25 protein-coding genes are annotated in these 24,635 nt (G+C 42.4%); 19 read left to right on the top strand and 6 right to left on the bottom strand.

The genetic code is table 11. The annotated features are described in order from the left end of the window. Positions 1 to 14: 14 nt before the first annotated feature. From miaA to tsaE, 3 genes are read right to left on the bottom strand one after another with little or no spacing between them, the layout of a single operon-like run. Entirely contained in the window at positions 15 to 959 is a 945-nt protein-coding gene (miaA, locus tag QTA56_RS00780; protein ID WP_267979058.1) for a tRNA (adenosine(37)-N6)-dimethylallyltransferase MiaA, read from the bottom strand. Between the two features lie 6 nt (positions 960 to 965). Continuing rightward, positions 966 to 2,903 (bottom strand): DNA mismatch repair endonuclease MutL, encoded by a 1,938-nt coding sequence (mutL, locus tag QTA56_RS00775; RefSeq protein ID WP_267979057.1) that lies wholly within the window; start codon positions 2,901 to 2,903, stop codon positions 966 to 968. Beyond that, a complete protein-coding gene (tsaE, locus tag QTA56_RS00770; RefSeq protein ID WP_267980005.1) occupies positions 2,893 to 3,369 on the bottom strand; it encodes a tRNA (adenosine(37)-N6)-threonylcarbamoyltransferase complex ATPase subunit type 1 TsaE in 477 nt (158 codons plus the stop codon). The genes mutL and tsaE overlap by 11 nt, the downstream gene beginning before the upstream one ends. A gap of 106 nt (positions 3,370 to 3,475) precedes the next feature. Here tsaE and QTA56_RS00765 point away from each other — a divergent pair, with 106 nt between their 5' ends. The 4 genes from QTA56_RS00765 to QTA56_RS00750 all read left to right on the top strand — a co-directional run bounded on the left by QTA56_RS00765 (position 3,476) and on the right by QTA56_RS00750 (position 5,972). Continuing rightward, positions 3,476 to 4,102: a hypothetical protein gene (locus QTA56_RS00765; RefSeq protein ID WP_267979056.1), complete on the top strand. Its 627-nt coding sequence runs from the start codon at positions 3,476 to 3,478 to the stop codon at positions 4,100 to 4,102. Position 4,103: 1 nt separating this feature from the next. Further along, positions 4,104 to 5,012, top strand: a complete 909-nt coding sequence (locus QTA56_RS00760) for a pseudouridine synthase (RefSeq protein WP_267979055.1) — start codon at positions 4,104 to 4,106, stop codon at positions 5,010 to 5,012. 109 nt (positions 5,013 to 5,121) lie between these two features. Next, on the top strand, positions 5,122 to 5,430 hold the full coding sequence (locus tag QTA56_RS00755) for a type II toxin-antitoxin system RelB/DinJ family antitoxin (protein ID WP_267979054.1): 309 nt from the start codon (positions 5,122 to 5,124) through the stop codon (positions 5,428 to 5,430). Positions 5,431 to 5,528: 98 nt separating this feature from the next. Then, positions 5,529 to 5,972: a GNAT family N-acetyltransferase gene (locus QTA56_RS00750; protein WP_267979053.1), complete on the top strand. Its 444-nt coding sequence runs from the start codon at positions 5,529 to 5,531 to the stop codon at positions 5,970 to 5,972. Positions 5,973 to 5,975: 3 nt separating this feature from the next. Here QTA56_RS00750 and QTA56_RS00745 read toward each other — a convergent pair whose 3' ends face one another. Continuing rightward, entirely contained in the window at positions 5,976 to 6,686 is a 711-nt protein-coding gene (locus tag QTA56_RS00745) for a pseudouridine synthase (RefSeq protein WP_267979052.1), read from the bottom strand. Between the two features lie 245 nt (positions 6,687 to 6,931). On the opposite strand from QTA56_RS00745, the gene QTA56_RS00740 reads away from it, so the two are divergent. Further along, a complete protein-coding gene (locus tag QTA56_RS00740; RefSeq protein WP_267979051.1) occupies positions 6,932 to 7,429 on the top strand; it encodes a glycine zipper domain-containing protein in 498 nt (165 codons plus the stop codon). A 153-nt stretch (positions 7,430 to 7,582) separates the two neighbouring features. Beyond that, positions 7,583 to 8,584 carry an LLM class flavin-dependent oxidoreductase gene (locus tag QTA56_RS00735; protein WP_267979050.1) on the top strand — a complete coding sequence of 334 codons (1,002 nt, stop codon included), beginning with the start codon at positions 7,583 to 7,585 and terminating at the stop codon, positions 8,582 to 8,584. A 42-nt stretch (positions 8,585 to 8,626) separates the two neighbouring features. Here QTA56_RS00735 and QTA56_RS00730 read toward each other — a convergent pair whose 3' ends face one another. Continuing rightward, positions 8,627 to 9,343 (bottom strand): hypothetical protein, encoded by a 717-nt coding sequence (locus QTA56_RS00730; RefSeq protein ID WP_267979049.1) that lies wholly within the window; start codon positions 9,341 to 9,343, stop codon positions 8,627 to 8,629. Positions 9,344 to 9,420: 77 nt separating this feature from the next. Beyond that, positions 9,421 to 10,257, bottom strand: a complete 837-nt coding sequence (gene ppsR / locus QTA56_RS00725; RefSeq protein WP_267979048.1) for a posphoenolpyruvate synthetase regulatory kinase/phosphorylase PpsR — start codon at positions 10,255 to 10,257, stop codon at positions 9,421 to 9,423. A 157-nt stretch (positions 10,258 to 10,414) separates the two neighbouring features. Between ppsR and ppsA the strand changes: the two genes are divergently transcribed. The 13 genes from ppsA to dnaB all read left to right on the top strand — a co-directional run bounded on the left by ppsA (position 10,415) and on the right by dnaB (position 24,620). After that, positions 10,415 to 12,793, top strand: coding sequence for a phosphoenolpyruvate synthase (ppsA, locus tag QTA56_RS00720; RefSeq protein ID WP_267979047.1), 2,379 nt, complete (start codon positions 10,415 to 10,417; stop codon positions 12,791 to 12,793). Between the two features lie 68 nt (positions 12,794 to 12,861). Continuing rightward, complete coding sequence (locus QTA56_RS00715) at positions 12,862 to 13,635, top strand: RDD family protein (RefSeq protein ID WP_267979046.1); 774 nt, start codon at positions 12,862 to 12,864, stop codon at positions 13,633 to 13,635. Positions 13,636 to 13,946: 311 nt separating this feature from the next. Next, a complete protein-coding gene (cyoA, locus tag QTA56_RS00710) occupies positions 13,947 to 14,999 on the top strand; it encodes a ubiquinol oxidase subunit II (protein ID WP_267979045.1) in 1,053 nt (350 codons plus the stop codon). A 3-nt stretch (positions 15,000 to 15,002) separates the two neighbouring features. Beyond that, positions 15,003 to 16,994: a cytochrome o ubiquinol oxidase subunit I gene (cyoB, locus tag QTA56_RS00705; RefSeq protein WP_267979044.1), complete on the top strand. Its 1,992-nt coding sequence runs from the start codon at positions 15,003 to 15,005 to the stop codon at positions 16,992 to 16,994. 4 nt (positions 16,995 to 16,998) lie between these two features. Continuing rightward, positions 16,999 to 17,619: a cytochrome o ubiquinol oxidase subunit III gene (gene cyoC / locus QTA56_RS00700; protein WP_267979043.1), complete on the top strand. Its 621-nt coding sequence runs from the start codon at positions 16,999 to 17,001 to the stop codon at positions 17,617 to 17,619. Next, positions 17,619 to 17,948: a cytochrome o ubiquinol oxidase subunit IV gene (locus tag QTA56_RS00695; RefSeq protein ID WP_267979042.1), complete on the top strand. Its 330-nt coding sequence runs from the start codon at positions 17,619 to 17,621 to the stop codon at positions 17,946 to 17,948. The genes cyoC and QTA56_RS00695 overlap by 1 nt, the downstream gene beginning before the upstream one ends. A gap of 10 nt (positions 17,949 to 17,958) precedes the next feature. Beyond that, positions 17,959 to 18,837, top strand: coding sequence for a heme o synthase (gene cyoE / locus QTA56_RS00690; protein WP_267979041.1), 879 nt, complete (start codon positions 17,959 to 17,961; stop codon positions 18,835 to 18,837). 87 nt (positions 18,838 to 18,924) lie between these two features. Beyond that, a complete protein-coding gene (locus tag QTA56_RS00685) occupies positions 18,925 to 21,039 on the top strand; it encodes a PA5441 family protein (protein WP_267979040.1) in 2,115 nt (704 codons plus the stop codon). Positions 21,040 to 21,048: 9 nt separating this feature from the next. After that, positions 21,049 to 21,783 carry a DUF3142 domain-containing protein gene (locus QTA56_RS00680; RefSeq protein WP_267979039.1) on the top strand — a complete coding sequence of 245 codons (735 nt, stop codon included), beginning with the start codon at positions 21,049 to 21,051 and terminating at the stop codon, positions 21,781 to 21,783. Positions 21,784 to 21,915: 132 nt separating this feature from the next. Further along, a complete protein-coding gene (gene rpsF / locus QTA56_RS00675) occupies positions 21,916 to 22,299 on the top strand; it encodes a 30S ribosomal protein S6 (RefSeq protein WP_004676984.1) in 384 nt (127 codons plus the stop codon). Positions 22,300 to 22,310: 11 nt separating this feature from the next. Further along, entirely contained in the window at positions 22,311 to 22,538 is a 228-nt protein-coding gene (rpsR, locus tag QTA56_RS00670; protein ID WP_004676982.1) for a 30S ribosomal protein S18, read from the top strand. Positions 22,539 to 22,547: 9 nt separating this feature from the next. Continuing rightward, positions 22,548 to 22,994, top strand: coding sequence for a 50S ribosomal protein L9 (gene rplI, locus QTA56_RS00665; protein WP_004757753.1), 447 nt, complete (start codon positions 22,548 to 22,550; stop codon positions 22,992 to 22,994). 180 nt (positions 22,995 to 23,174) lie between these two features. Further along, positions 23,175 to 24,620 (top strand): replicative DNA helicase, encoded by a 1,446-nt coding sequence (gene dnaB / locus QTA56_RS00660; protein ID WP_267979038.1) that lies wholly within the window; start codon positions 23,175 to 23,177, stop codon positions 24,618 to 24,620. Positions 24,621 to 24,635: the final 15 nt, after the last annotated feature.

Below are 24,635 nucleotides of genomic sequence, written 5' to 3'. Positions count from 1 at the left end.
CTGCGAATTTTGCTTTATCCAAAGAAGTTTCGCAAGTCTTCTTTCGCCTGCTTTATCGTCACGTAAGTTTTAAAATCGTGTAATTCTTGCAAAGAACGTAACCAAGTGTATTGACGTTTGGCAAGTTGCCGTGTCGCAAATAGCGCTTTGTTCTCCATTTCAACCCTATTTTTGAGACTCAAGTCACTTTTCAATAAAAAATCTAAAGCTTGACGATACCCTACAGACCGCATAGATGGTAAATTATCATTTAAATCGTATTTTTTAATTAATTCCTCTACTTCATTTAAAAAACCAATATTCCACATCTTGCTCAATCTTTGCTCAATGCGTTGATGTAATTCTAACCGATCTGGCATGAGGGCGTAGTTATAAAAAGTGTAACGATATGGTTGATTTTTAGGTTGTTCTGCCTGTAGTTTTGTTATTGGTTCACCCGTAATTCGGTACACTTCCAATGCCCGAATAATGCGTTGCCGATCTGAAACCTTAAACTTTTGACCTGCGATGGGATCAACAGCAACCAGTTCATCATAAACCGCCTGCCAGCTTTCCTGTTCAGCCTTGGCAATAATGGCATCACGAATTGCCTGATCCGCATTGGGCAGGTTATCGGCAAGTCCTTCAAGCAGGGACTTGAAATACAGCATGGTCCCACCCACCAGAATCGGTGTCTTGCCCCGTACATGCATATCATCAATCAAAGGGCAAACATCCTCAACAAACTGGGCTGCCGAGTACACTTCCAGCGGTGTAATAATATCAATCAAATGATGTGGATATTGTTGCTGCTCTTCTTTAGTCGGTTTTGCCGTCCCAATATCCATATCCTTATAAACCAGCGCCGAATCGACAGAAATCAGTTCAAAATTTCCACGCTCATACAGTTCACATGCCAAAGCGGTTTTACCACTTGCGGTAGGTCCCATTAAATTAATCACGGGCAATTGATTTGACATGAAACCCTACTCTCCTCGAGCAAATAATTTATCTAGTTGATGCAGTGGAAATGCCCGCCAAGTGGGGCGACCGTGGTTACATTGGCTGGCAAACTCGGTTTGCTCCATTTGGCGCAACAAAGCATTCATCTCCGACAGACTGAGTTGACGATGGGCACGAACCGCACCATGACAGGCCATTCCAGCCAACAGTTCATCACGTTTTTGCAATAAACCTCTCGCCTCATCATTCGGGTCAAGGTCATTCAATAATTCTGGAATTAAATTACCAAAATCTGCCTTATGCAGAATGGCAGGCACACCACGTACGATCACTTGTTCATCACCATATTGATCAATTTCCAGTCCCAACCGTTGCAGTTGAGGTTGCAGGTCCTCAATACGTGTGGCCTGCATACGGGTAATCGAAACCACCTTTGGAATCAGTAGTTGCTGTGACATCCAGAATTCAGGCTTATCCCACGCCGCTTTCATCTGCTCTAGCAAAATCCGTTCATGCGCAGCATGCATATCAACAATGATTAAACCCTCGGTATTTTGCGCCAGAATATAAATGCCATGAAGTTGTGCAATCGCAATACCCAGTGGAAATTCATCTACCATTGCTAATGTTTGATCCTGCTCAGAATCAACCTCTTCACGCAAAGGTGCCAGATAACTTTTTAAGGCATTGTTGATTGGCGTGGAACCACTGTAACGTGGCTGTGACACATTGTATTGAACCGCTTGTGGACGACTTTGATTAAACTCTGTCAGCAAATCTGTTGATACTTCTGCTTGCTGGTTTCGCTGTGGTTCAGGTTCAACTTCTGCGCGATGTAAATGAAACTGTTCCTGATATTTTGGTTGGGGCTGATAACTTGAACTATTTGTTGCAGCCGCCGCATCCACTTTCATGGCTTGGGCTAAATCAGCAGTTGCTGTCTGGAATTGTGACAAGATGGCTTTCGCATAGTGACGTACAAATTCATGCACTTCACGTTGATTCAGGAAACGGATTTCATGCTTGGTTGGATGGACATTGACATCAATATTTTCAGGATCAACCTCTAAAAACAGCAAATAAGAGGAATGTTGGTGACCATGCAAAATCCCCTCATACGCCATACGCAGCGCATGGGAAATGGTTTTGTCCTTAACGATACGACCATTCACATAGACATACTGCAAATCAGCCTGTGCCCGTGCATCAGATGGATGGCCCAGCCAGCCTGACAACCGCATATTGATACTTTCAGCATCCATCCAGTAGGCATTTTGAATAAACTGTTGGCCCAACAACTGCTGAACACGTTGATAACGCAACTCACCACTATCAGCAATCGGCAGGTTCAAGCGAATATTATCGTTATGCTCAAGCACAAAACGGATGTCAAAATGCGTTAACGCCAAACGGCGTACAATCTCCTCAATATGACCAAATTCTGTACTTGGTTTTTTCAGGAATTTACGGCGCGCAGGAACATTAAAGAATAAATCCTGAACGCGAATATGCGTGCCTTTTTGTGCCGCCACCGCCTGAACCTGTTGATGGTCAAAAGCCGTACCATTGACCTCAACCTGATAACCCACACCCTGTTCATCCTGACAGCTGGTTAAGGTCAAACGGGATACCGCTGCGATTGAGGCCAATGCCTCTCCCCGAAATCCCAGACTCACTATTGCATGTAAGTCTTCTGAGGTTCTAATTTTACTGGTGGCATGACGCATGACTGCCAAAGATAAATCGTCTGGATGAATACCATGACCATTGTCAATGATTTCAATCAGCGTTGAACCACCTTGGGCAACCCGAATGATCAATTCAGTTGCACCCGCATCAATCGAGTTTTCCAAGAGTTCCTTGATCACTGATGATGGACGTTCAATCACCTCACCCGCTGCAATCTGGTTGGCTAAGGCAGCATCAAGGGTATGAATACGACGGGTTACATCATGCGACATTCAATTGTTCCTGCAAAGTATTCGCTAGCTCTTGTGAATTTACGCTTAACGTCACAAAACGCGTCAGTTCATCATCAGATTTCTGAATATCAATTACCACATCCGCTTGAGGAATCTCATCACCACCTTTGGATGGCCATTCAAACAGGAATAAGGCATCAGGTGTTTCCAGATAATCACGGATTCCCATCAGTTCCAGTTCATAGGGATCATCTAAACGGTATAAATCGAAGTGAAAAATTTCCTTTCCTTGAATGCTATACGGTTCAACCAGGGTATAAGTCGGACTTTTAACAGAACCCTGATGCCCTAAACTTTGTAGGAAGTAACGTGTGAATGTGGTTTTCCCTGCCCCCAGATCACCAATTAAATAAATAATGCCTGAATGCACATGCTGGGAAAGCACTTGTGCAAAATATTGGGTGTCCTGTTCATGATTTAGGGTAAATTTCACTGAATACGACATGGCAAATAAAACAAAACTGGAATGATGGCTATGATAACATTGCACAGCTTCAAAGCCTAATCCATAGCAATACGTTGGTTCTTTTTTACAACATTAAAGAGAAGACATGACTCTACAAAATCGGGTTGATCCTTGGGGAAAATTGAACACGCATCCCTCAAAAAGTGCGACTTTAATGGGGAATCGTGGTGGTAAGCTGCATAATTCAGACAAGCAAATCATTAAGCAATTTTCCACTCAATCATGGATCAACTGCTTAACCATATTCGGTAATGTCAAAAGAGAGGTTTTTGGACAGTCTTATTCTGAACTGTTCTTTTTAGATGAAGCCACCGCCTTGGCGGCAGGTCACCGTCCTTGTGGAGAATGTCAGAACCAACGCTATAAACAGTTTAAAAATGCATGGATTCATGCAAACGACACTGGTATTTCACTACCTGTAAAAAAGATGGATAAAAAAATTCATCAAGACCGCCTAACAGCGGATAAAAATAAGAAAACATTTCAAGCTAAAATTTCTGATTTACCAATTGGCACTTTCTTTGAGCATGACTCAAAAGCAATCGTGATCTTTAAAGACAATCATTATTTGGTTTGGTCTTTTGATGGCTATCAACAAGAAATTAAATTACCAAATGACCTGATTGTGACCGTACTCACGCCAGAATCTTTTGTTAAAGCATTTGATGAGGGATTTATACCTCGTTTCCACCATTCAGCCTCACTCAAATAATATGAATATTATTGAAAGTTTTACTCCACCTCTCATCAATGGTGTCAGTGCCAGCAAAGTCTTTTTACCCAATGACCTCACTGTAAACACAGTTTTTGAATATCTTTGCCAGCATTTCCCCCATATTCAGCCGCAAGAATGGCAACAGCGTTTTGCAGACCAACTGATTTACGCTGCTGATGGTTCAGTCCTGACGCTGGAAAGTCCCTATACAATAAATACCCATATTTTTTATTATCGTTTTCTGGCGCATGAAATTCATGTGCCTTTTCAGCATGAAATTTTATTTGAAAATGAAGATTTACTGGTGGTGGATAAACCTCACTTCCTGACCATGACACCAACTGGACAATACGTTCAGGAAACTTTACTGGTTCGCCTGAAAAGACAAACAGGCAATCAAGACCTAACCCCAATTCATCGACTGGATCGGGAAACGGCAGGCGTGGTTTTATTCAGCAAAAAACCTGAATCGCGCGGAATCTACCAACAACTTTTTGCCGAACGGAAAGTTCAGAAAGTCTATCATGCTATTGCAGCCTATCATCCCGAACTCAAATTTCCACAGAGTATTCAACTGCATCTAGAAAAGGGCAATCCTTTTTACACCATGCAAATTAATCCAGAAAAACCGAGCAATACAGAAACACACATAGAGTTGCTGGAACATACACAGCAGAAAGCCAAATATCTGCTTAGGCCCAAAACAGGCAAACAACACCAACTCCGTGTACACCTCAATTATCTGGGTATCCCAATCCTACACGACCCTTTTTATCCAACTGTTCAGCATAAGGCGGATGATGATTTTAGCTGCCCATTACAATTACTGGCCAAGCAGATTCAGTTTGTTGATCCCATTTCCCAGCAGGAAATGCATTTTATTTCTAATTTTGAACTCACACTGTAAACACAACGTAATGACAAAAAATCACTATTTTCACTTCAAAAATATTGAAATTAGCCTGTGATCGTTTAAAATACATGACGATAACTAAAAATATTTGGTCATATCTTTCATGCGAAAAACAGAAGTTTATCAGGTTCGACTTGATTCTCAGGAAAAGAAACAGGCGTTTGCCGTTTTTAAGCAGCTCGGTATCTCCCCTGCTCAGGCTGTACGACTTTTCTTTAAACAGGTGGTACTGACCAAATCCATTCCCTTTGCGATTGAAAACCAGAATATCAATATGGAACAGTTGCTTAAACTGCGTAAGTCAAAAGCCAACCATTCTGCCGAAAATCCTGCTTCCAATCATATTGAAGATGACCACGAAGACCTGTTTGAAGAACTCAACGCACTTTTAGGCGAAAGTGACAAAACTTAACAATGTTGCATTTATACACAAGTTTTTATTTTTTAAGCTGAATTTTTTTCGCTATCCTGTGATTCCAAATAGAACGATAAGCTTAAGGATAGGTCAGGATGATTGTTAAGCGAGCCACAAAAGAAGATCTTCATCAACTTGCTGTCCTATTTGACGAATACCGTCAGTTCTATGGCGCATCATCAAATATTGAACAATCCTATCAATTTCTCAAACATCGTTTCGACAATAAAGACAGTGTCATTTTTATCCATGTTAAGGATGATGTATTTACAGGCTTTGTTATGCTTTATCTCGCCTTTTCCTCTGTTGCCTGTGAAACCTACTATATTTTAGATGATGTTTATGTGACGCCATCTTTCCGCAAACAAGGTTCAGCGAAACAATTGATTGATACCGCCATTCTTTTCGCTCGCCATGAAAATGCCCAGCGTATCAGCCTAGAAACACAAAAGAACAATTACCAGTCCCACCGTCTTTATGAACAGATGGGCTTTATTCGGGACGATGAGTTCAAGACTTTCCACTGTTTTTTAAAATAATCATTAATCCAGCCTAATATTCTTACTCAACTGTTTTTGCGAAGCCGTTAAGTATATCCACTCACCCTCCGTTAAATCAGGTAGTTCAAGCAGCCCAATTTGATGACGATGCAATGCTTCAACCTTGTTGCCTACAGCGGCAAGCATACGCTTAACCTGATGATATACACCCTGATGAACCGTCATGGAAAGCTGGTTCGCAGAAATCAACTGTACATCTGTTGCAGCGAAAATCCCTTTTTCATTACGAAGTTCGACACCCTGCTCCAAAGCCTGAATTTGTTCAGGAGTCACTGGTTCGGCTGTGGTGACGTGATAAATCTTGGGTACATGCTTTCTAGGATGCGTCAGTGACTGTAGATACTGGCCATCATCCGTTAATAATAGCAATCCTGTCGTATTCTGATCTAAGCGCCCCACACATTGCACACCGCGATGAATCAAGATTTCAGGCAATAGGCTAAATACGCTTTGGTGATGTGTCGCCTGATGCGAACATTCATAATCCTGTGGCTTATTCAAGGCAATATAGACATTTTCCCTATATTGGTATGGTTCACCAAAAATAATGAAATTAAGATCATCTGTATTAAAGTTCTGTTTGGGATTATCACAAACCTGATTTTCAATAAGGACAGAACCATTCCTAATCAACTGCTGGCAATATTTACGTGAACCAAAGCCTTGAGATTGCAAAATTTTTTCCAGCAGCATAAAAGCATCCTAAGCGAAATCACTTTATTGTACTCGATTAAGCTGTTCACCGCTGTTCGCTGAACATTCATTCTTTATTTTTATAATTTATTCATATTCCCTCCATCTGCAATACAACATATACAAAACCCTCATTAAAACATCGTACACATGGGGAGCTGCTCCACATTTTCACTCAAATGTCCTGCTAAATTGGTCTCAAGTAAAAAAATGCTGTCCCAAAACAAAGGACAAGGAGTTTCCCTATGAAATCGAATATCTGGTTATGTAGCGTTATCCTGGCAACCACGTCAATGGTGTCTGTTGCGCATGCAGACAACGCAACACGTGTTGCAGCAACCTCTGCCCTTGGTAGTGTGGTGGGTACCGCGATTGGTCAACAGCTTGGCGGACAGACAGGTGCCATGATTGGTTCTGCACTTGGTGGCGCAGGTGGGGCGGCAGCATCCAGCAATAAGCGTGACCGTACTGAAGCCGCAATTGGTGGTGGTCTAGGTGGTGCTGGTGGTTATACCGTAGGCCGTAACATGGGTGGAACCAATGGCGGTTATATCGGTGCTGCACTAGGTGCGGCTGGTGGTGCTGCACTGGGTCAAAAAGTGGGTCAGGATCGTGCCGAAGAGGAACGCTATGACCGTCGTTATGACAACCGCCGTTCGTACAATGACCGCCGCTACTACAACTCACGCTATAACTATCGTCATGACAATGGCAAACACCGTGGCTGGTACAAACATCGTTAATAAATTTTATCCTTACCCCTTTGGCACTTTCGAGTGCCTTTTTTTATTTATACATTTTCATCTACAAATATAGAAACATTAAATCCAATAAAAACGATATACAAAACCAAACCTATATCGTATTATTTCGATATATAGTTTTGAGAATCAGCAATGAAAGTATTAAAAGATATAAAGTTCTCCATTCTAGAGTTGGCGCCTGTTAGAGAGGATAAAAATATTGAGTTTTCTCTACGCCACGCACTTGAATTGGCTCAGCATGCTGAAAAGCTGGGATATGAACGTTTTTGGCTAGCTGAGCATCACAACATGGATGGCATCGCCAGTTCGGCAACTGCCGTTCTATTAGGATTTATTGCCGCCCACACCCAGAAGATCCACCTAGGTTCAGGTGGTGTCATGCTTCCAAACCATGCACCTTTGGTAGTGGCTGAGCAATTTGGAACATTAGCTACACTCTACCCAAACCGTTTTGAGCTTGGCTTAGGCCGTGCCCCTGGAACTGATCCACTGACCATGCGGGCCTTACGTCGTGGCCGTCAGGAAACTGAAGATCAGTTCCCGCAGGATGTGCTGGAAATTCTGCAATATTTTAAAGACCCACAACCCAACCAGAAAATCATTGCCACTCCAGGCCAAGGCACCCATGTACCCGTTTGGTTGTTAGGTTCAAGCCTGTTTAGCGCACAGCTTGCCGCAAAGTTGGGACTTCCCTACTCCTTTGCCTCACATTTTGCGCCAAGAATGTTGGGACAGGCTATCCAGATTTATCGGGATAATTTCCAGCCATCTGAATATTTGGATCAACCTTATATTTCAATGGGCATACCCACCGTTGTTGCCGCTACAGATGAAGAGGCACAATATTTAGCCACCAGTTCTTATCAGCGTATTTTAAACCTGATTCGGGGGCACAGTCTAAAACTCAAACCGCCAATTGAATCAACACAAGGTCTGGCAAGCAGCGCTGAGCAACTCGCCATTCAGAATTTCTATGCAATGGCTCAAATTGGCTCGCAGGAAACTGTCAAAGCGGGGTTGGAAAAAATTGCCGCGCAATATGATGTGGATGAGTTTATTTTCACCTGTGATATTTACGACACACATAAACGCCTGGAAAACTTTAGCTTGCTCATGGAGCTAAAAAACCAGTAGACAAGCTTATTTTAAAATAAGCATTGCCCCGTTCCGCAATGCTTATTTCACCACACCCATGTATTGATAGGAGGTAGTCTTCTTGCTGTAACGTAAATACTTGCCTTGCGGTTTATAGTTTTTATCCAGCAACATAATATCAATATTATTCAAGCTTTTGTCTGTACGGATGTAATCAGGTGCCTCATCCGAGCTTTCATGGTTTTTACAGTCAAAATCAACCTGAATGGCATCAAGCTGCGCCTTTTTGGTTTGGAAAACCTTGAACGTCTGAACTGCACCTGTTTGTGTTGGCTTAAAGGCATTCATTGCATAGGCTCCCATACAACTGCTGGCTTTATAATAATTTTCCACAAAATAAACAGGTTGTTGAGATAACTGGGTTTGTTTAACATCCAGAATAAAACCCGTGTCAATTGGGGTTAAAACCGTTTTGCCTGCCTTTTGAGTCTGCACATAGGAAGAAAATTCTCCCATTGTGCCACCACTGCCAATATCGAATGTATAAAACTTTAAACTTTTGTCAGGGGAAAAATGAATGCGTAAATTATAATGGTCCTGAAAAGCAGGAAAGGAATAATTAAAACTGGATGGATCTTGCTTAATCTTGTTCACCACAGCCGATTCAATCTCCTGATTGACTTCATAAAAAGCTTTCTGGTCGTATTGCTTTACCAGTTGCTTCTCAAATTGGGCCAGTGTCTCAGCATAAGTTTGTGTCACGAAAATAAATGGCAATAACAAAACAAGTTTTTTCATTATGATGTTCCCAATTTTATTTCTTCAAAATAAAAAAGCGTAGCCCATCACCCACGCTTCTCATTTGAATATCATATTTAGCCAATACGACGTTTTAAACCTGTCATTTGTAAAATACGGGTTGAGATTTCCTCAATCGACATTTCAGTGACATTTAAATATTTAATGCCTTCTGAAATATAAATTCCCTCAATTGCCCGCAGTTCCATCTGGCACTGGCTAAAACTTGCATAGCGGCTATTGGCCTTACGTTCATTACGAATCGCAACCAGACGTTCTGCATCAATCATCAGACCAAACAGCTTGTTTTTATGCTCTTTTAGAACTTTTGGTAAACGGTTGTCGTCCAGGTCTTCTTCAGTAAGCGGGTAGTTTGCCACGCGGATACCAAACTGTAATGACAGGTAGATCGAGGTTGGCGTTTTACCCGAACGTGACACGCCAATCAGGATAATATCGGCTTTATCGTAGTGACGTGTTCGGGCACCATCATCATTGTCCAGCGCAAAATGCACCGCATCAATACGTGCCTTATAATATTCAGAGTCAGTCACCGCATGGGTCTGCCCAACCAATGTGGTTGGCGGTGTTCCCAACTCTTCTGAAAGTTTACTGATCAAACCCTCAAACACATCCAAATTAACGGCTTTGGCAGTATTGATAATATCGCGTACCAATGGGTCAACCAAAGTGTCAAAAACCAGTGGCAGGGAACCATCACGGGACTGGCATGCATTGATCTCTGCAACCGCGACCATAGCAGCTTCTTCAGTGGCAATATAAGGCATGATATGAATGTCAAAATCCACGTTTGGAAATTGCGCAAGTAGTGAATGTCCAAGGGTTTCTGCGGTAATTGCCGTACCATCTGATATAAAAAATACGCTCCGTTTAATTTGTTTACTTTCGGGCATCAAAATTCTCCTTAAACATTTGTCTTAGTGCACTATAATCTTTATAGTAAACTCATCTAACATGACTGTCGCTTAGTAAACACTATATCTAGGCACTTTCGTATAATTTCATACCAATGATAGTCATTCATACTGCAAAAAAAGTGGAGTAAATACTTTGGAAGCGCGCGTAATCGGTCTGGAAAAATTAGGGAAACACGATGTCGAACTCGTAGGTGGGAAAAACTCATCTCTGGGTGAAATGATCAGTCATTTATCCAATGCTGGTGTATCGGTACCAGGTGGTTTTGCAACAACTGCGGCTGCCTATCGTGAGTTCCTGGATCAAAGCGGCTTAAATGCTCGAATTCAGGCTGAACTGGTTCAACTGAATGTTGATGATGTGCTTGCACTTGCTGAAACAGGTGCAAAAATCCGTAAATGGATTGTTGATACTCCACTGACTGCCGCATTAGAACAAGAAATTCGTGAAGCATTTGCAGCACTTTCAAACGGTAATCCAGACATTGCCGTGGCGGTACGCTCTTCTGCAACCGCTGAAGATTTACCAGATGCCTCATTTGCAGGCCAACAGGAAACATTCCTCAATATTCGCGGTATTGACAACATCCTGATTGCAATTAAGGAAGTTTTTGCTTCCCTTTATAATGACCGTGCCATTGCTTACCGTGTCCACCAAGGTTTCGAACACAGTGTGGTTGCCCTTTCTGCGGGTGTGCAACGCATGGTTCGCTCTGAAACTGGTGCTGCGGGTGTGATGTTTACCCTTGACACAGAATCGGGTTTCCGTGACGTGGTGTTTATTACCGCATCTTATGGCTTGGGTGAAATGGTGGTGCAAGGTGCCGTCAACCCTGACGAATTCTATCTGTCAAAACCACTTTTAAAGGGTGGTAAACACGCTGTCCTACGCCGCAACCTAGGTTCCAAGCACCAGAAAATGATTTATGGTGAAGAAGGTGCCGCAGGTAAATCTGTTGTTGTGGTTGATGTTGAAAAGCCAGAACGTCAGCAGTTTGCATTGAACGACCATGAACTGCATGAACTTGCAAAACAGGCAATGATCATTGAAGAACATTATGGTTCACCAATGGACATCGAATGGGCGAAAGATGGCGATGATGGTCAAATCTATATCGTTCAGGCACGCCCAGAAACAGTGAAGAGTCGCCAGAATGTCGGCACAATGGAACGCTACCTGCTTAAGCAAAAAGGTACTGTGCTTTGTGAAGGCCGTTCAATTGGTCAGCGCATTGGTTCTGGCAAGGTCCGTGTTGTGACCTCAATTAAAGAGATGGACAAGGTTCAGGATGGAGACGTACTTGTATCCGACATGACCGATCCAGATTGGGAACCAGTCATGAAACGTGCGGCTGCGATTGTCACCAATCGTGGTGGTCGTACCTGTCACGCGGCAATCATTGCGCGTGAGCTGGGTGTTCCTGCAATTGTGGGCTGTGGCAATGCCACTGAACTGTTAACGGATGGTCAGGAAGTGACTGTTTCCTGTGCCGAAGGTGATACGGGCTTCATCTATGAGGGTGCGCTGGACTTTGAGGTTCAACGTAACTCGATCAACTCGATGCCGAAGCTTCCGTTCAAGATCATGATGAACGTGGGTAATCCTGACCGTGCGTTTGACTTTGCCCAGATTCCAAATGAAGGGATTGGCCTTGCACGTCTAGAGTTCATCATCAACCGTATGATCGGTGTGCATCCAAAAGCTTTGTTGAACATTGAGAGCCTGCCACGTGAAACGCGTGCCGCTGTAATGACACGTACTGCGGGTTATTCTTCCCCAATCGAATTCTATGTTGAAAAACTGGTTGAAGGCATTTCAACGCTGGCAGCCGCATTTGCTGAAAAACCTGTGATTGTGCGTATGTCTGACTTCAAGTCAAATGAATACGCAAACCTGATTGGTGGTAAGTTATACGAGCCAGAAGAAGAAAACCCAATGCTGGGCTTCCGTGGTGCCAGCCGTTACGTTTCTGACAACTTCCGTGACTGTTTCGAGCTTGAATGCCGTGCGCTGAAAAAAGTCCGTGATGAAATGGGTCTCACCAATATTCAAATCATGATTCCTTTCGTTCGTACGGTTTCCGAAGCAAAACGTGTGATCGAACTGCTTGCGCAAAATGGCCTGAAACGTGGTGAGAATGGTTTGAAAATCATCATGATGTGTGAATTGCCAACCAATGCATTATTGGCTGAGCAATTCCTTGAGCACTTTGATGGCTTCTCTATCGGTTCAAATGACTTAACACAACTTACACTGGGTCTGGACCGTGACTCTGGTATCGTATCTCACTTGTTTGATGAGCGTGATCCAGCGGTTAAGGCGCTTCTTTCCATGGCAATTCATGCCTGCCGCAAAGCTGGCAAATATGTGGGTATTTGTGGTCAGGGCCCATCTGACCACCCTGATCTGGCTAAATGGCTCATGGAACAGGGTATTGAATCTGTGTCACTGAATCCTGATTCAGTGCTTGATACCTGGTTCTTCCTTGCTGAAGAACAAATCAAGAAAGCCTAGTCTTTTTTTAGAAAAAGACCCTCTTTCGCAGGGTCTTTTTTATCTTTAGTCATTGAGATTTTAAAATTATGCAAATTTACTTGGCTCGTAACAACCAACAAGCTGGACCTTATAGTTTAGAACAAGTGAACCAAATGCTTGCCAGTCAACAAGTTCTACTCACAGATTTGGCCTGGCATGAGGGTATGGCAGAATGGAAAACGCTTGGTGAACTTACACAAGGTAAACTGGTATACGAACCTGTAGGTTACGCTCCCTTTAGTGCCCAGATTAAAACTGAGACTCATCCCAACTCAGCATTTAATATCAAAGTCGAACAAAAGACATCTCAGTTGGCCCCGATCCATTCACGTTTTTTTGCAAAATTGATTGATGTATTTTTGTGGTTTCCCGCAACATTCCTCCTCACTGCTTTTTTTACACCCGAACAGGCACAAAAGTTTACCCAGTTGAATGAACAACTGTTTCGACTGATGGCAGACCGCTCATCAGACATTGCCCTAGCCCAGAAAGTCCAGACTGAAATTCTTGCGATTATTCCCACCCATGCCTGGATGACCATGTGTGTCTATATCATTGCCATGCTTATGGTACAGGCTTTCCTGATTGGAAAATCAGGTCAAAGCATTGGCAAGAAATTGCTAAAAATCAAGATTGTGGATGCTGAAACGTCTGCTCCTGTCAGCTCAGTAAGGGCATTCTGGCTCAGAAGTATGGTTTTTGTTATTTTAAACATGATCATTGTGCCGCTGATTTCCGTGATTGAATCGCTGTTTGCCTTGGGGAAAAATCGTCAGGCATTACATGACAAATTGGCAAAGACCAAGGTGGTTCAGAAATAAGCCTCATCAATTATTTGCATAAAGCTGTATATTAAATACATTTTATACAGCCTTTCAATATAGCATGTTGATATATAAAAAAAAGATAGGGCTTTAATCCAATCCCTACAAAATAAATCGGGTTTTAAAACAAGTATTTCAGGCTACTTTATCAGTAGCTTAGTTTTTCAATATGAGGCATAATGCCCTACAACGTAGCGGTGTCGCATGATTGCTAAGCAATTCACCATTATTTCTTATCAATCATGCGACACTTTAATCGCTATCCCATAATTTATTTAGGGAATGGGACTCTTCACCGAGGTTGTAAAATGAGACAAACGATTTTAGCTGTATTGTCTTTATCAACGATGGCTGCGCTCTTGACAGGGTGTGGCGGTGATATGGTACTTCTAAACAATAAAGGTCCAGTTGGTCAAGGTCAAAGTAGCCTGATGATGACTGCGATCTATTTAATGCTGTTGGTGGTGATTCCGTCAATCGTGATGGCATTATGGTTTAGTTGGAAATATCGCGCATCGAATAAAGATGCAGACTATAAACCTACTTGGGCACACTCTACGACAATTGAGATCGTTGTTTGGGGTGTACCTGTCATTATTATTGGTATTTTAGCTTGGTTAACTTGGTGGGGTTCCCACAAGTACGACCCTTACCGTCCGTTAGATTCAGACAAAGCACCATTAACTATTCAAGCCATCGCTGAACAGTTTAAATGGATCTTTATCTATCCTGAGCAAGAGATTGCAACGGTAAACGAAGTACGCTTCCCAGAAAAAACACCTATTAGCTTCAAGATCACCTCTAACTTCACAATGAACTCATTCTTCATTCCACAGTTAGGCGGCCAAATCTATGCTATGGCGGGTATGCAGACTCACCTTCACTTATTGGCAGATGAACCTGGTGTATTCCGTGGTTTCTCAGCAAACTATTCAGGTTACGGTTTCTCTCAAATGCGCTTCAAGGCACATAGTGTGACTGAGCCAGAATTTGCACAATGGGTGGAAGCAGTTAAAGCTGGCAATGGTACAAGCATTAACCCTGAAGCTGTGCAGAAAGGTACCCTTGACCAGGCTGAGCTAGCAACGCTTAAAGATGGTGATCGCTCTAAACACCAGATCGAACACTTGGTTAACCGTGCCAAGGCTGCTGGTGATGAAGAAGCACTTGCCAAGGCTGAAGCGATGAAACCGTTCCCGACCAAGCCTCACCCTGTGACCTATTACTCTTCAGTTGAGCCAAAATTGTTTGAAACAATCATCAACCACTATATGAGTAACTATCACGGTGCTGACCACTCTGCTGGACATGCGACAGCAGAAACTCATGGCGCGGCAGAACACGCTGCTCAAGGGGAATAAGACATGGATATGATTTTTGGTAAACTTGGTTGGGACTCTATCCCAACAGAGCCAATCGTACTTGTCACCATGGTCTTTATGGCACTTGGTGGAATTGCAGTGCTTGGCGGTATCACCTATTTCAAAAAATGGGGATATTTGTGGAATGAATGGTTTACCTCTGTAGACCATAAAAAAATTGGTATCATGTATATCCTCGTATCTGTGGTCATGCTTTTGCGTGGTTTCGCCGATGCGATCATGATGCGTCTACAGCTTTTCCTCGCCAAAGGCGGCGGTGAAGGCTACCTGCATCCAGACCACTACGACCAGATCTTCACCGCGCACGGTGTGATCATGATCTTCTTTGTGGGGATGGGTCTTGTTGTGGGTATGATGAACATCTCTGTACCGTTGCAGATTGGTGCACGTGACGTTGCATTCCCATTGTTGAACTCTTTAAGCTTCTGGCTATTTGCTGGTGCTGCTGGTTTGATGATGGCATCACTGGTAATTGGTGAGTTTGCCGCGACTGGATGGATGGCTTACCCTCCTCTGTCTGGCATTCAGTACTCTCCTGGTGTTGGTGTTGACTACTATATCTGGGCACTTCAGATTTCTGGTCTTGGTACGCTATTAACGGGTGTTAACTTCTTTGTTACCATCATCAAGATGCGTACCCCTGGCATGAAACTGATGGACATGCCAATCTTTACCTGGACTTCACTTTGTACGGCAGTACTGATCATTGCATCATTCCCTGTATTAACAGGTACACTTGCAATGTTGACACTAGACCGTTACTTCGGCTTCCATTTCTTCACCAATGAGCTTGGCGGTAGCCCAATGCTTTACGTGAACCTGATCTGGACATGGGGTCACCCAGAAGTATACATCCTGGTATTACCAGCATTTGGTCTATACTCTGAAATCGTGGCGACGTTCTCTCGTAAAGCGTTGTTCGGTTACAAGTCTATGGTGTATGCAACAATTGCGATTACTGTTCTTGCATTTGTTGTATGGCTTCACCACTTCTTCACCATGGGTGCTGGTGCGAACGTGAATGCGTTCTTCGGTATCATGACCATGATTATTGCGATTCCTACAGGTGTGAAAATCTTCTCCTGGTTATTCACCATGTATAAAGGTCGCATTAGTTTCACCACACCAATGTTATGGACAATTGGCTTCCTTGTAACATTTGGTATCGGTGGTTTGACTGGTGTACTTATGGCTGTTCCACCTGCGGACTTCCTTGTACACAACTCACTCTTCTTGATCGCTCACTTCCATAACGTGATTATCGGTGGTGTGGTGTTCGGTATGTTTGCTGGCATCATCTTCTACTGGCCAAAAATGTTTGGCTGGAAGCTCAATGAAGCATGGGGTAAAGCTGCGTTCTGGTTCTGGTTCTTCGGTTTCTATTTTGCATTCATGCCACTTTATATCCTTGGTTTCATGGGTATGACGCGTCGTTTGAATACATATGACAACCCAGAATGGGACCCATATTTGGCAATCGCATTGTTCGGTGCAGTTCTTGTTGCAATCGGTATTGCATGTTTCCTTATGCAAATCATCGTTGGCTTCCTACAACGCAAGGATAACATGGACTATACAGGCGATCCTTGGGATAGCCGTACAGTTGAATGGGCAACGTCTTCCCCTGCTCCATTCTATAACTTTGCGCATCTTCCAGCAGGTGACGGTGTTGACCGTTTCTGGACTGACAAAGAAAATGGTGTAGCATACGCTCGCAACACGAAATATGAAGACATCCACATGCCAACAAACCGTGCTGCTGGTGTCATCATTGCAATGTTCATTACTGTTATGGGCTTTGCACTGATCTGGCATATTTGGTGGCTGGTCGTTGTTTCATTCCTTGCTGCTGTCATCAGCCTGATCGTAAGCTCATTCACCAAGAATGTTGACTACTACGTTCCTGCCGCTGAAGTAGAGCGTATTGAGAATGAACGCTATGCGTTACTTGAAAAACACTTGAAGAAGGACTAAGGAAATGGCTGAAGTACTTCATCACGACAACCACGGTCATGACGATCATCATGAACATGATGATACCGACTTAACGGTCTTCGGTTTCTGGACATACCTGATGAGTGACTTGATTCTTTTCGGATCACTCTTCATTGCGTTCGCCGTACTAAGCAGTCATGTTCCACCTGGCACACCAAGTGCGAAAGATCTTTTTGGTGAGTCTTTAGGTTTTGTATTAACCGAGACTTTTGCCCTCTTGATTTCTTCTGTGACTTTTGGTTTTGCAGTGCTTGCATCATATAAAAAGAATGTCAATCAGGTGATTACCTGGTTATTCATTACTTTCCTTTTTGGTGCATCGTTTATCGGTATGGAAATCTATGAGTTCCATCACCTTGTACATGAAGGTCATGGTCCAACGCACAGTGCATTCCTATCTGCATTCTTCACTTTGGTTGGCACACACGGTATCCACGTAACCTCTGGTTTAGTGTGGATGTTGGTATTGATGTACCAGATCAAGAAGAATGGTTTGACTCTGCCGAATACACGTCGTCTGGCTTGTCTAAGCTTGTTCTGGCACTTCCTTGACATCGTTTGGATCTGTGTATTCAGCGTCGTTTACTTACTGGGAGTTCTCTAATGAGTAGTCATGACCATAATGCTGCTGGTGCATCACACGGTAACTTTAAGCAATACACGGTTGGATTTATCCTATCTGTCATCCTTACCATCATCCCATTCGGAATGGTGATGGCAGGTGGTTTCGGTCGTGGCATTTTAGTTACTGTGATTGCAATCACTGCTGTTGCTCAGGTTATTGTACAGCTTGTGTATTTCCTACACATGAATACCTCATCTGAACAACGCTGGAACCTGATTGCATTTATCTATACGATTCTTTGTATTGCGGTACTTTTAGTCGGTTCTGTGTGGGTAATGAACTACCTACACTACAACATGATGATCTAAACTGGTCGTCATGTTTAAAAAGTATTTATTCCTGACTAAGCCAGGAATTCTCTTCGGTAATTTTATTACCACCTTGGGCGGCTTTTTCCTAGCCGCCCAAGGCTCCATAGACTGCCTCTTATTATTACTTACACTGATTGGAACGACTTTTGTGGTTGCGTCTGGTTGTGTTGTAAATAATGTAATTGATCAAGACATCGATCAAAAAATGCAACGCACCATGAACCGTGCACTTGTTAAAAAGACCATCTCCCCGACCATTGCACTGCTTTATGCATTTGTGTTGGGTATGATTGGCTTTGGCATGCTTTGGTTTTATGTCAATGCGTATGCGTTTTTATTCGCTGTGATTGGTTTTGTCGTCTATGTCGGTTTCTATAGCTTGTGGACCAAACGTACCACAATCCATCAAACCGTCATTGGTAGTATTTCTGGAGCGAGTCCACCTGTCATTGGTTATACGGCTGTAAGTCACCATTTCGATATGGCGGCCCTACTGATTTTTGTAGCCTATGCCTTATGGCAAATGCCACATTCATGGGGAATTGCAATCTATCGTTTTGATGATTATAAAAATGCAGGAGTGCCGATCTTACCTGTAGCTCGCTCTATCCATAGAACGAAAATAGAATCACTGATTTATGTGGTTTTATTTACCCTGGCCATGAATGCGCTATATGTTTATGGATACACCAATGTTGTTTTTCTGGTGATCTGTAACCTGCTTTGTGCCTACTGGTTCTACATTGGTATTTTAGGATTCAAGGCTCAGAATGATCAGCTTTGGGCAAAACGCTTTTTCTTATTCTCCGTGATTCTCATCACTGTCATCAGTCTGAGCTTTAGCTTTACCTTTAAAAGCCCTGCACCATTCCTCCCTATTTTTTAAAAAGATAGAGAACGCTCTATCTTTTTATTCTCTTTCCTGCTTGTTATCATTTCCCACCATAAAAATATTTAATTCCTTATCATTCAAATGAAACTGCACAATATTTTATCCATTAAGCCAATTTTTTATTCCAGTTTACTCATCATCTGTGGTTATGGCTCAAACATATATGCAGGTGTTGAGAATATCTGCGAACCCAACCTTGCAATGGATGATCGTAGCCTGAGTAGTTGTAGCAATCTGCCTGTCCTGGTTCCACTCAATGATAGTCAAACCAATATGGTGTTGCTGCTCAGTGATCTGGGACTGGCGACAATCAAGCCCATGACAGCAGATGGCAATTTATGGGATGCAAGCTACGGTACGGTGCCTTTTGATGCAGCAAATATTTCCGCTTTGACTGAAAACAGGATTTTAAATCAGCGAGAAAAATTGTCGCAAAAAGATGAAATCATTTTTGATGAACGTTGCTACAGTTTTAATTCTGGCAATGCTGCTTTTATTAGTCAGGTTAAAATCAATAAGAATATTCCAGCAAATGAAAAACAATTGCTGATCAATGAACGTCAAAAAATGAATCAATGTGGTGATAAAATTGCATTGATTGCCGTTGATCCAAATTGGTCAGTCACAACACGTCAATACGCCTCTTACTTAAACGCCAGTATCCTGTTTTATAATGCGAACTATACTGCCGCAACCAAAATTTATACGGTGTTAAGCGCTGTTGAGGACACATGGGTAAAAGAAACTGCACTGTATATGTTGATTCGTACCAGCCTCAATTCAGCTTATGCAACAGGTGTGGATCAGTATGGTGATGTGTATCTGGACAATATCAACCAAAATCTACTAAAACAATTTTTAGATCATATCACGGTTTATTTAAAAGCCTATCCAAATGGGCAATATATCGCGAGCGCACGCGGCCTTATGCGTCGGGGACTATGGCTTTCAAAACGTCAGGATTTACTGGTCAATGAAATCATTTGGCAAATCCAGAATCCTAAATCAAAATTTTATAATCTGGAGATGAGTCAATTACCTGCCGAAATTGACCGTCGGGTATTTAACAGCCAATATTTCAATGTTAAAAATTTAACAGATCCATTTTTTCTGACGACTTATGACTTGATGTATATGCGAATGCCTGCATCTGACCCTTATCGTCCCATAACATGGGCACAACTGACAGCTCAAAAAGAATTTTTTAAGGCCCAGCCTGAGTTATTCCAATATTTACAGGCAGCTCATTTGGTGTTTGTCCAAAATAAGCCACAGGAAGCCTTGAGCTATTTACCTAAGGACAATATCAAAACCAGCAATTATTTGCAGCTAAGCCAAAGCTTTTTAAAAGGACAAATTTTAGAGAAAACTGGACAGAAACAGGCGGCCGAACAATATTGGAACCAACAGTGTGCCCAAGCAAGAGATAGTTTTCAAAAAGGCCTGTTTGAAACGGCTTTATCCAATCATCTCGCTGCCAAACAGGACTATTCAGCTTTTATCGGTAAAAAAGCCAAAATCAGCCAGTTAAATTTGCAACGAAATTTTATTACCCAAGTGGCAAATGCAGACAGTTTACAAAAAATCATCCAGTCGAATGACAGTACCCTTGATCAAAAACAGGCAGCCACCTATACCCTGTTAAGCAAAAGTTTAGTTCATCAAAATTTTGACTTATTTAAACAAAGCTTTGCTTTTTTACCTAAAAATGCAGATCAATATCAAGGTTATAGTAGTAAAGATGAACAATTAAAAAATAAGCCTGATTTCTCCAATTTTATCTGGAATGGCGCAACTATTACCTCGCAGTTTAAATGTGCAAATTTACAAACTTTAGTCAGCCAATTGTCACAAGCTCCTCAAGACCCTTTATTGAATGTCTGTTTAGGTGAATATTTCCGTAGTGAACAAGGTTATTCACTACAACAGTTGGCTTATGCTGAACAGCAAAAATCCAGTTTTTCGGGAAAAATATTTGCCCGTGGTCAGGTGTATAAAGACATTCTAAAATCATCCAGTAAAGATGATTTACACGCCTATGCCTTATATCGTTCAATTCAGTGTTATGCACCCAGTGGAATCAATGATTGTGGTGATGCAGAAGTGGGTAAGCCAGTTCGTAAACAATGGTATGACCAGATCAAAAGAGACTATCCAAATAGTACTTGGGCAAAATCACTTAAATATTATTGGTAACTTTTAGCCATGAAGTTGCTTAAAACGGTTTTCTGTATTTTTCTGGTTTTTAGCCTGAATGCCTGCCAACCGACACAATCAGCAACTTCAAAAGTTGATGCCAATGATTTTGCTTCTTTCTGGATTTGGGGTGATATTCAGACAGCCCCTTATCTGGTTCATGCACAGGAATTGTATATTTTACAGGGTGAAATCCATTATTCCAAAACAAAACAGACTTTAACTTTCACACCGCAAGGTGTATCCATACTGAAGTTACCCCATCAAAAAATATGGCTGGTTTTCCGAACCCATCATTTGGCGTGGAATGAACAAAATTACCAAACCATTCTCAATCGATTGGAACATTGGAGAAATCAGGGCAATCAGGTTCAAGGCATTCAAATTGATTTTGATAGTAAAACCAACAGTTTGAAAGACTATGCCATTTTTCTGCAAAAACTCAGGCAGAAATTACCCCAACAATATCGGCTCAGTATTACAGGCTTACTGGACTGGACCAATTTTAAAGACCAGAACACCTTAACCCTTTTTAGGCAAAATATTGATGAACTGGTGATCCAGACTTATCAGGGCACGGCCACAATCCCGAATTATCCTGAATATTTAAAACGTATCTCTGCCCTGCGCTTGCCCTATAAAGTTGGGCTGGTACAACATGGAACATGGTTCGGGAATAGTACAAAACAAAAAGATCCCTATTTTAAAGGCTATGTGGTGTTTTTACTTCGATCAAAAGCGTGAATTTGCTTGCGATTTAAGCCAAACATGACTAGAATTGTCGCTTCGCAATTTGCGACATAACTAAATTAGTTATGACTCCTTGCTTCTGGCTTTATACAAGTTAGGGGCTGCTTAAACCGTAAGGAGCTGACAATGCGTCACTACGAAATCGTACTATTGGTACACCCAGACCAAAGCGATCAAGTTGTAGGTATGGTTGAACGCTATATCTCTCAGATCAAAGAAGCTGAAGGTCAAATTCACCGTTTAGAAGATTGGGGCCGTCGCCAATTGGCTTACCCAATTAACAAGATTCATAAAGCACACTACATTCTTATGAATGTTGAATGTGGTCAAACGACTCTTGATGAACTCGAAGAATTGTTCCGTTATAACGACGCGATCATTCGCAACATCATCATCCGTCGTGAACACGCAATCACTGAAGAATCTCTACTTGCGAAAAGTGCTGAAGAAAAACGTGCCCGTAAGGCGCAACGTGAAGAAGCACAACACGCAGTTCAAGAAGCTGAATAAGGAGAACATCAATGGCACGTTTTTACCGTCGTCGCAAGTTCTGCCGCTTTACAGCTGAGAAAGTTGCGTACATCGACTACAAAGATATCGACACTTTAAAACAGTACATCACTGAAAACGGCAAGATTGTTCCTAGCCGTATTACAGGTACTAAAGCTCGTTATCAACGTCAATTAGCGTTAGCGATTAAACAAGCGCGCTATTTAGCGTTGATTCCTTACACTGACAATCATAAGTGAGGTTGAGCCGTGGATATTATCTTATTACAACGCATTAAGAACCTTGGTAAATTAGGCGACAAAGTATCAGTTAAAGCTGGTTATGGTCGTAACTTCCTGATCCCTCAAGGTAAAGCTGTAGCTGCAACTGAAGCAAACACTGCTGCTTTTGAAGCTCGTCGTGCTGAACTTGAAAAACAGGAAGCTGCTATTTTGGCTGCTGCAAATGCACGTGCTGACCAATTGAACGAAGTGAATATCGTGATCACTGCGAAAGCTGGTGATGAAGGTAAACTGTTCGGTTCGATCGGTACTCGTGACATCGCTGATGCCTTGACCAATGCTGGTCTTGCTGTAGACCGTGCAGAAGTTCGTTTACCAAACGGTGCGCTTCGTCACACTGGTGAATTCAACATCGCAATTCAATTGCACCATGATGTTGTTGCTGAAGTTCTCGTTACTATCGTATCTGAGTAATTTTTGCAAAGAAAAGGGCATGTTTTTACATGCCCTTTTTTACGTCTAAAGTTTGCCAAAACCATCAAGCTGTATTTTCACCACTTACACAATTTTCTTCCAATTAAACGCTCCTGTCTGCATCCATTTGGATTAAGATAGTCACTCTTTTACGGTTTCATCTTTTTATTGGGTCTTGTTATGTCACAGGCAAATGCCAGTTTTGCAAAAAATACTCCAAAGACAGAGAGTAACGTGAATGACTCAGGTCAATTAAAAGAATTTAGAACGCCACCGCATAATCTTGCGATTGAACAGGCGGTATTGGCAGCATTAATGACGGTTGCCGAGTCATTTGAACAGGTCGGTGACCTGCTTAAGGAAAATGATTTTTACGCTACACGCCATAAATATATTTACCGTGCCATTGAAAAACTGGCACAGGAAAACTCCCCTTATGATGCCGTCTTGGTCAATGACTGGCTACTCAAACAGAACCTGCTGGATGCGATTGGTGGTGAAGAGTATTTGATGCAATTGATGGCGGATTCTCCATCAAGCTTCTATAACCTTGAAATCTATGCCAGTAAAATTAAGGAATTTTCAACCTTACGCAGTATGATCAAGGTCAGCAGCGACATTTTACAAAATGCCTATGACACCAAAGGTCGCCCTGTCAGTGAAATTCTGGATCTAGCTGAAACCAATATTTTCTCTTTGGCAGAACAGCATAACAACAATAAAAAGGATTCAGGCCCGAAATCAATTAGTTCAGTCACCGCAGATGTAATTAGCAAACTGGATGAGCTGTCTAAAATGGATGGCAATATCACAGGTCTTTCCACAGGTTTCCTTGAGCTGGACAATAAAACCTATGGGATGCAGGCTGGTGATTTAATTATTGTGGCGGCTCGTCCCTCTATGGGTAAAACCACATTCGCCATGAATCTGGTTGAGAGCGTTTTATTTAACAGCAATCTCCCTGCCCTTGTTTACTCAATGGAGATGCCAGCAGATTCCATCGCCATGCGTTTGATTTCCTCTTATGGCAAAGTACATCAGGGCCATCTGCGTTCAGGTAAGCTGGATGGTGATGAATGGTCAAAGGTTACAGGCACGATTTTGCAGTTACAGGAAAAACATCTTTATATTGATGATTCCTCTGCCCTACCACCAACAGAGGTTCGAGCACGTGCCAGACGCATTGCCAAAATGCATGATGGCAAAATTGGCTGCATCATGGTCGATTACTTACAGTTGATGAAAGTGCCAGGTATGGGTGATAACCGTGTTGGCGAGATCTCGGAAATTTCCCGAAGCCTGAAAGCATTGGCAAAAGAAATGCAATGTCCAGTGATTGCCCTGTCACAGCTTAACCGTAGTCTGGAAAACCGCCCAAACAAACGCCCTGTAATGTCTGACTTGCGTGAATCAGGTGCGATTGAACAGGATGCCGACTTGATCATGTTTATTTACCGTGATGAGGTTTATAACAAAGAGTCCAAAGAAGCAGGTACAGCTGAAATTATTATCGGTAAACAGCGTAACGGCCCAATTGGTACAGTCCGCCTTGCGTTTGAAGGGCAATATACCCGTTTTAGTAACCTCTCCCCTGAGTTCTATGCTCAGTATGATGATGAAGAATAATTCTTAACTAATTAT

Source organism: Acinetobacter thutiue (assembly GCF_030385805.1).
Taxonomy (GTDB): Bacteria; Pseudomonadota; Gammaproteobacteria; order Pseudomonadales; family Moraxellaceae; genus Acinetobacter; species Acinetobacter corruptisaponis.
The sequence above is the reverse complement of the archived record's forward strand: the minus strand, read 5'-3'. Positions and strand labels throughout refer to the sequence as shown.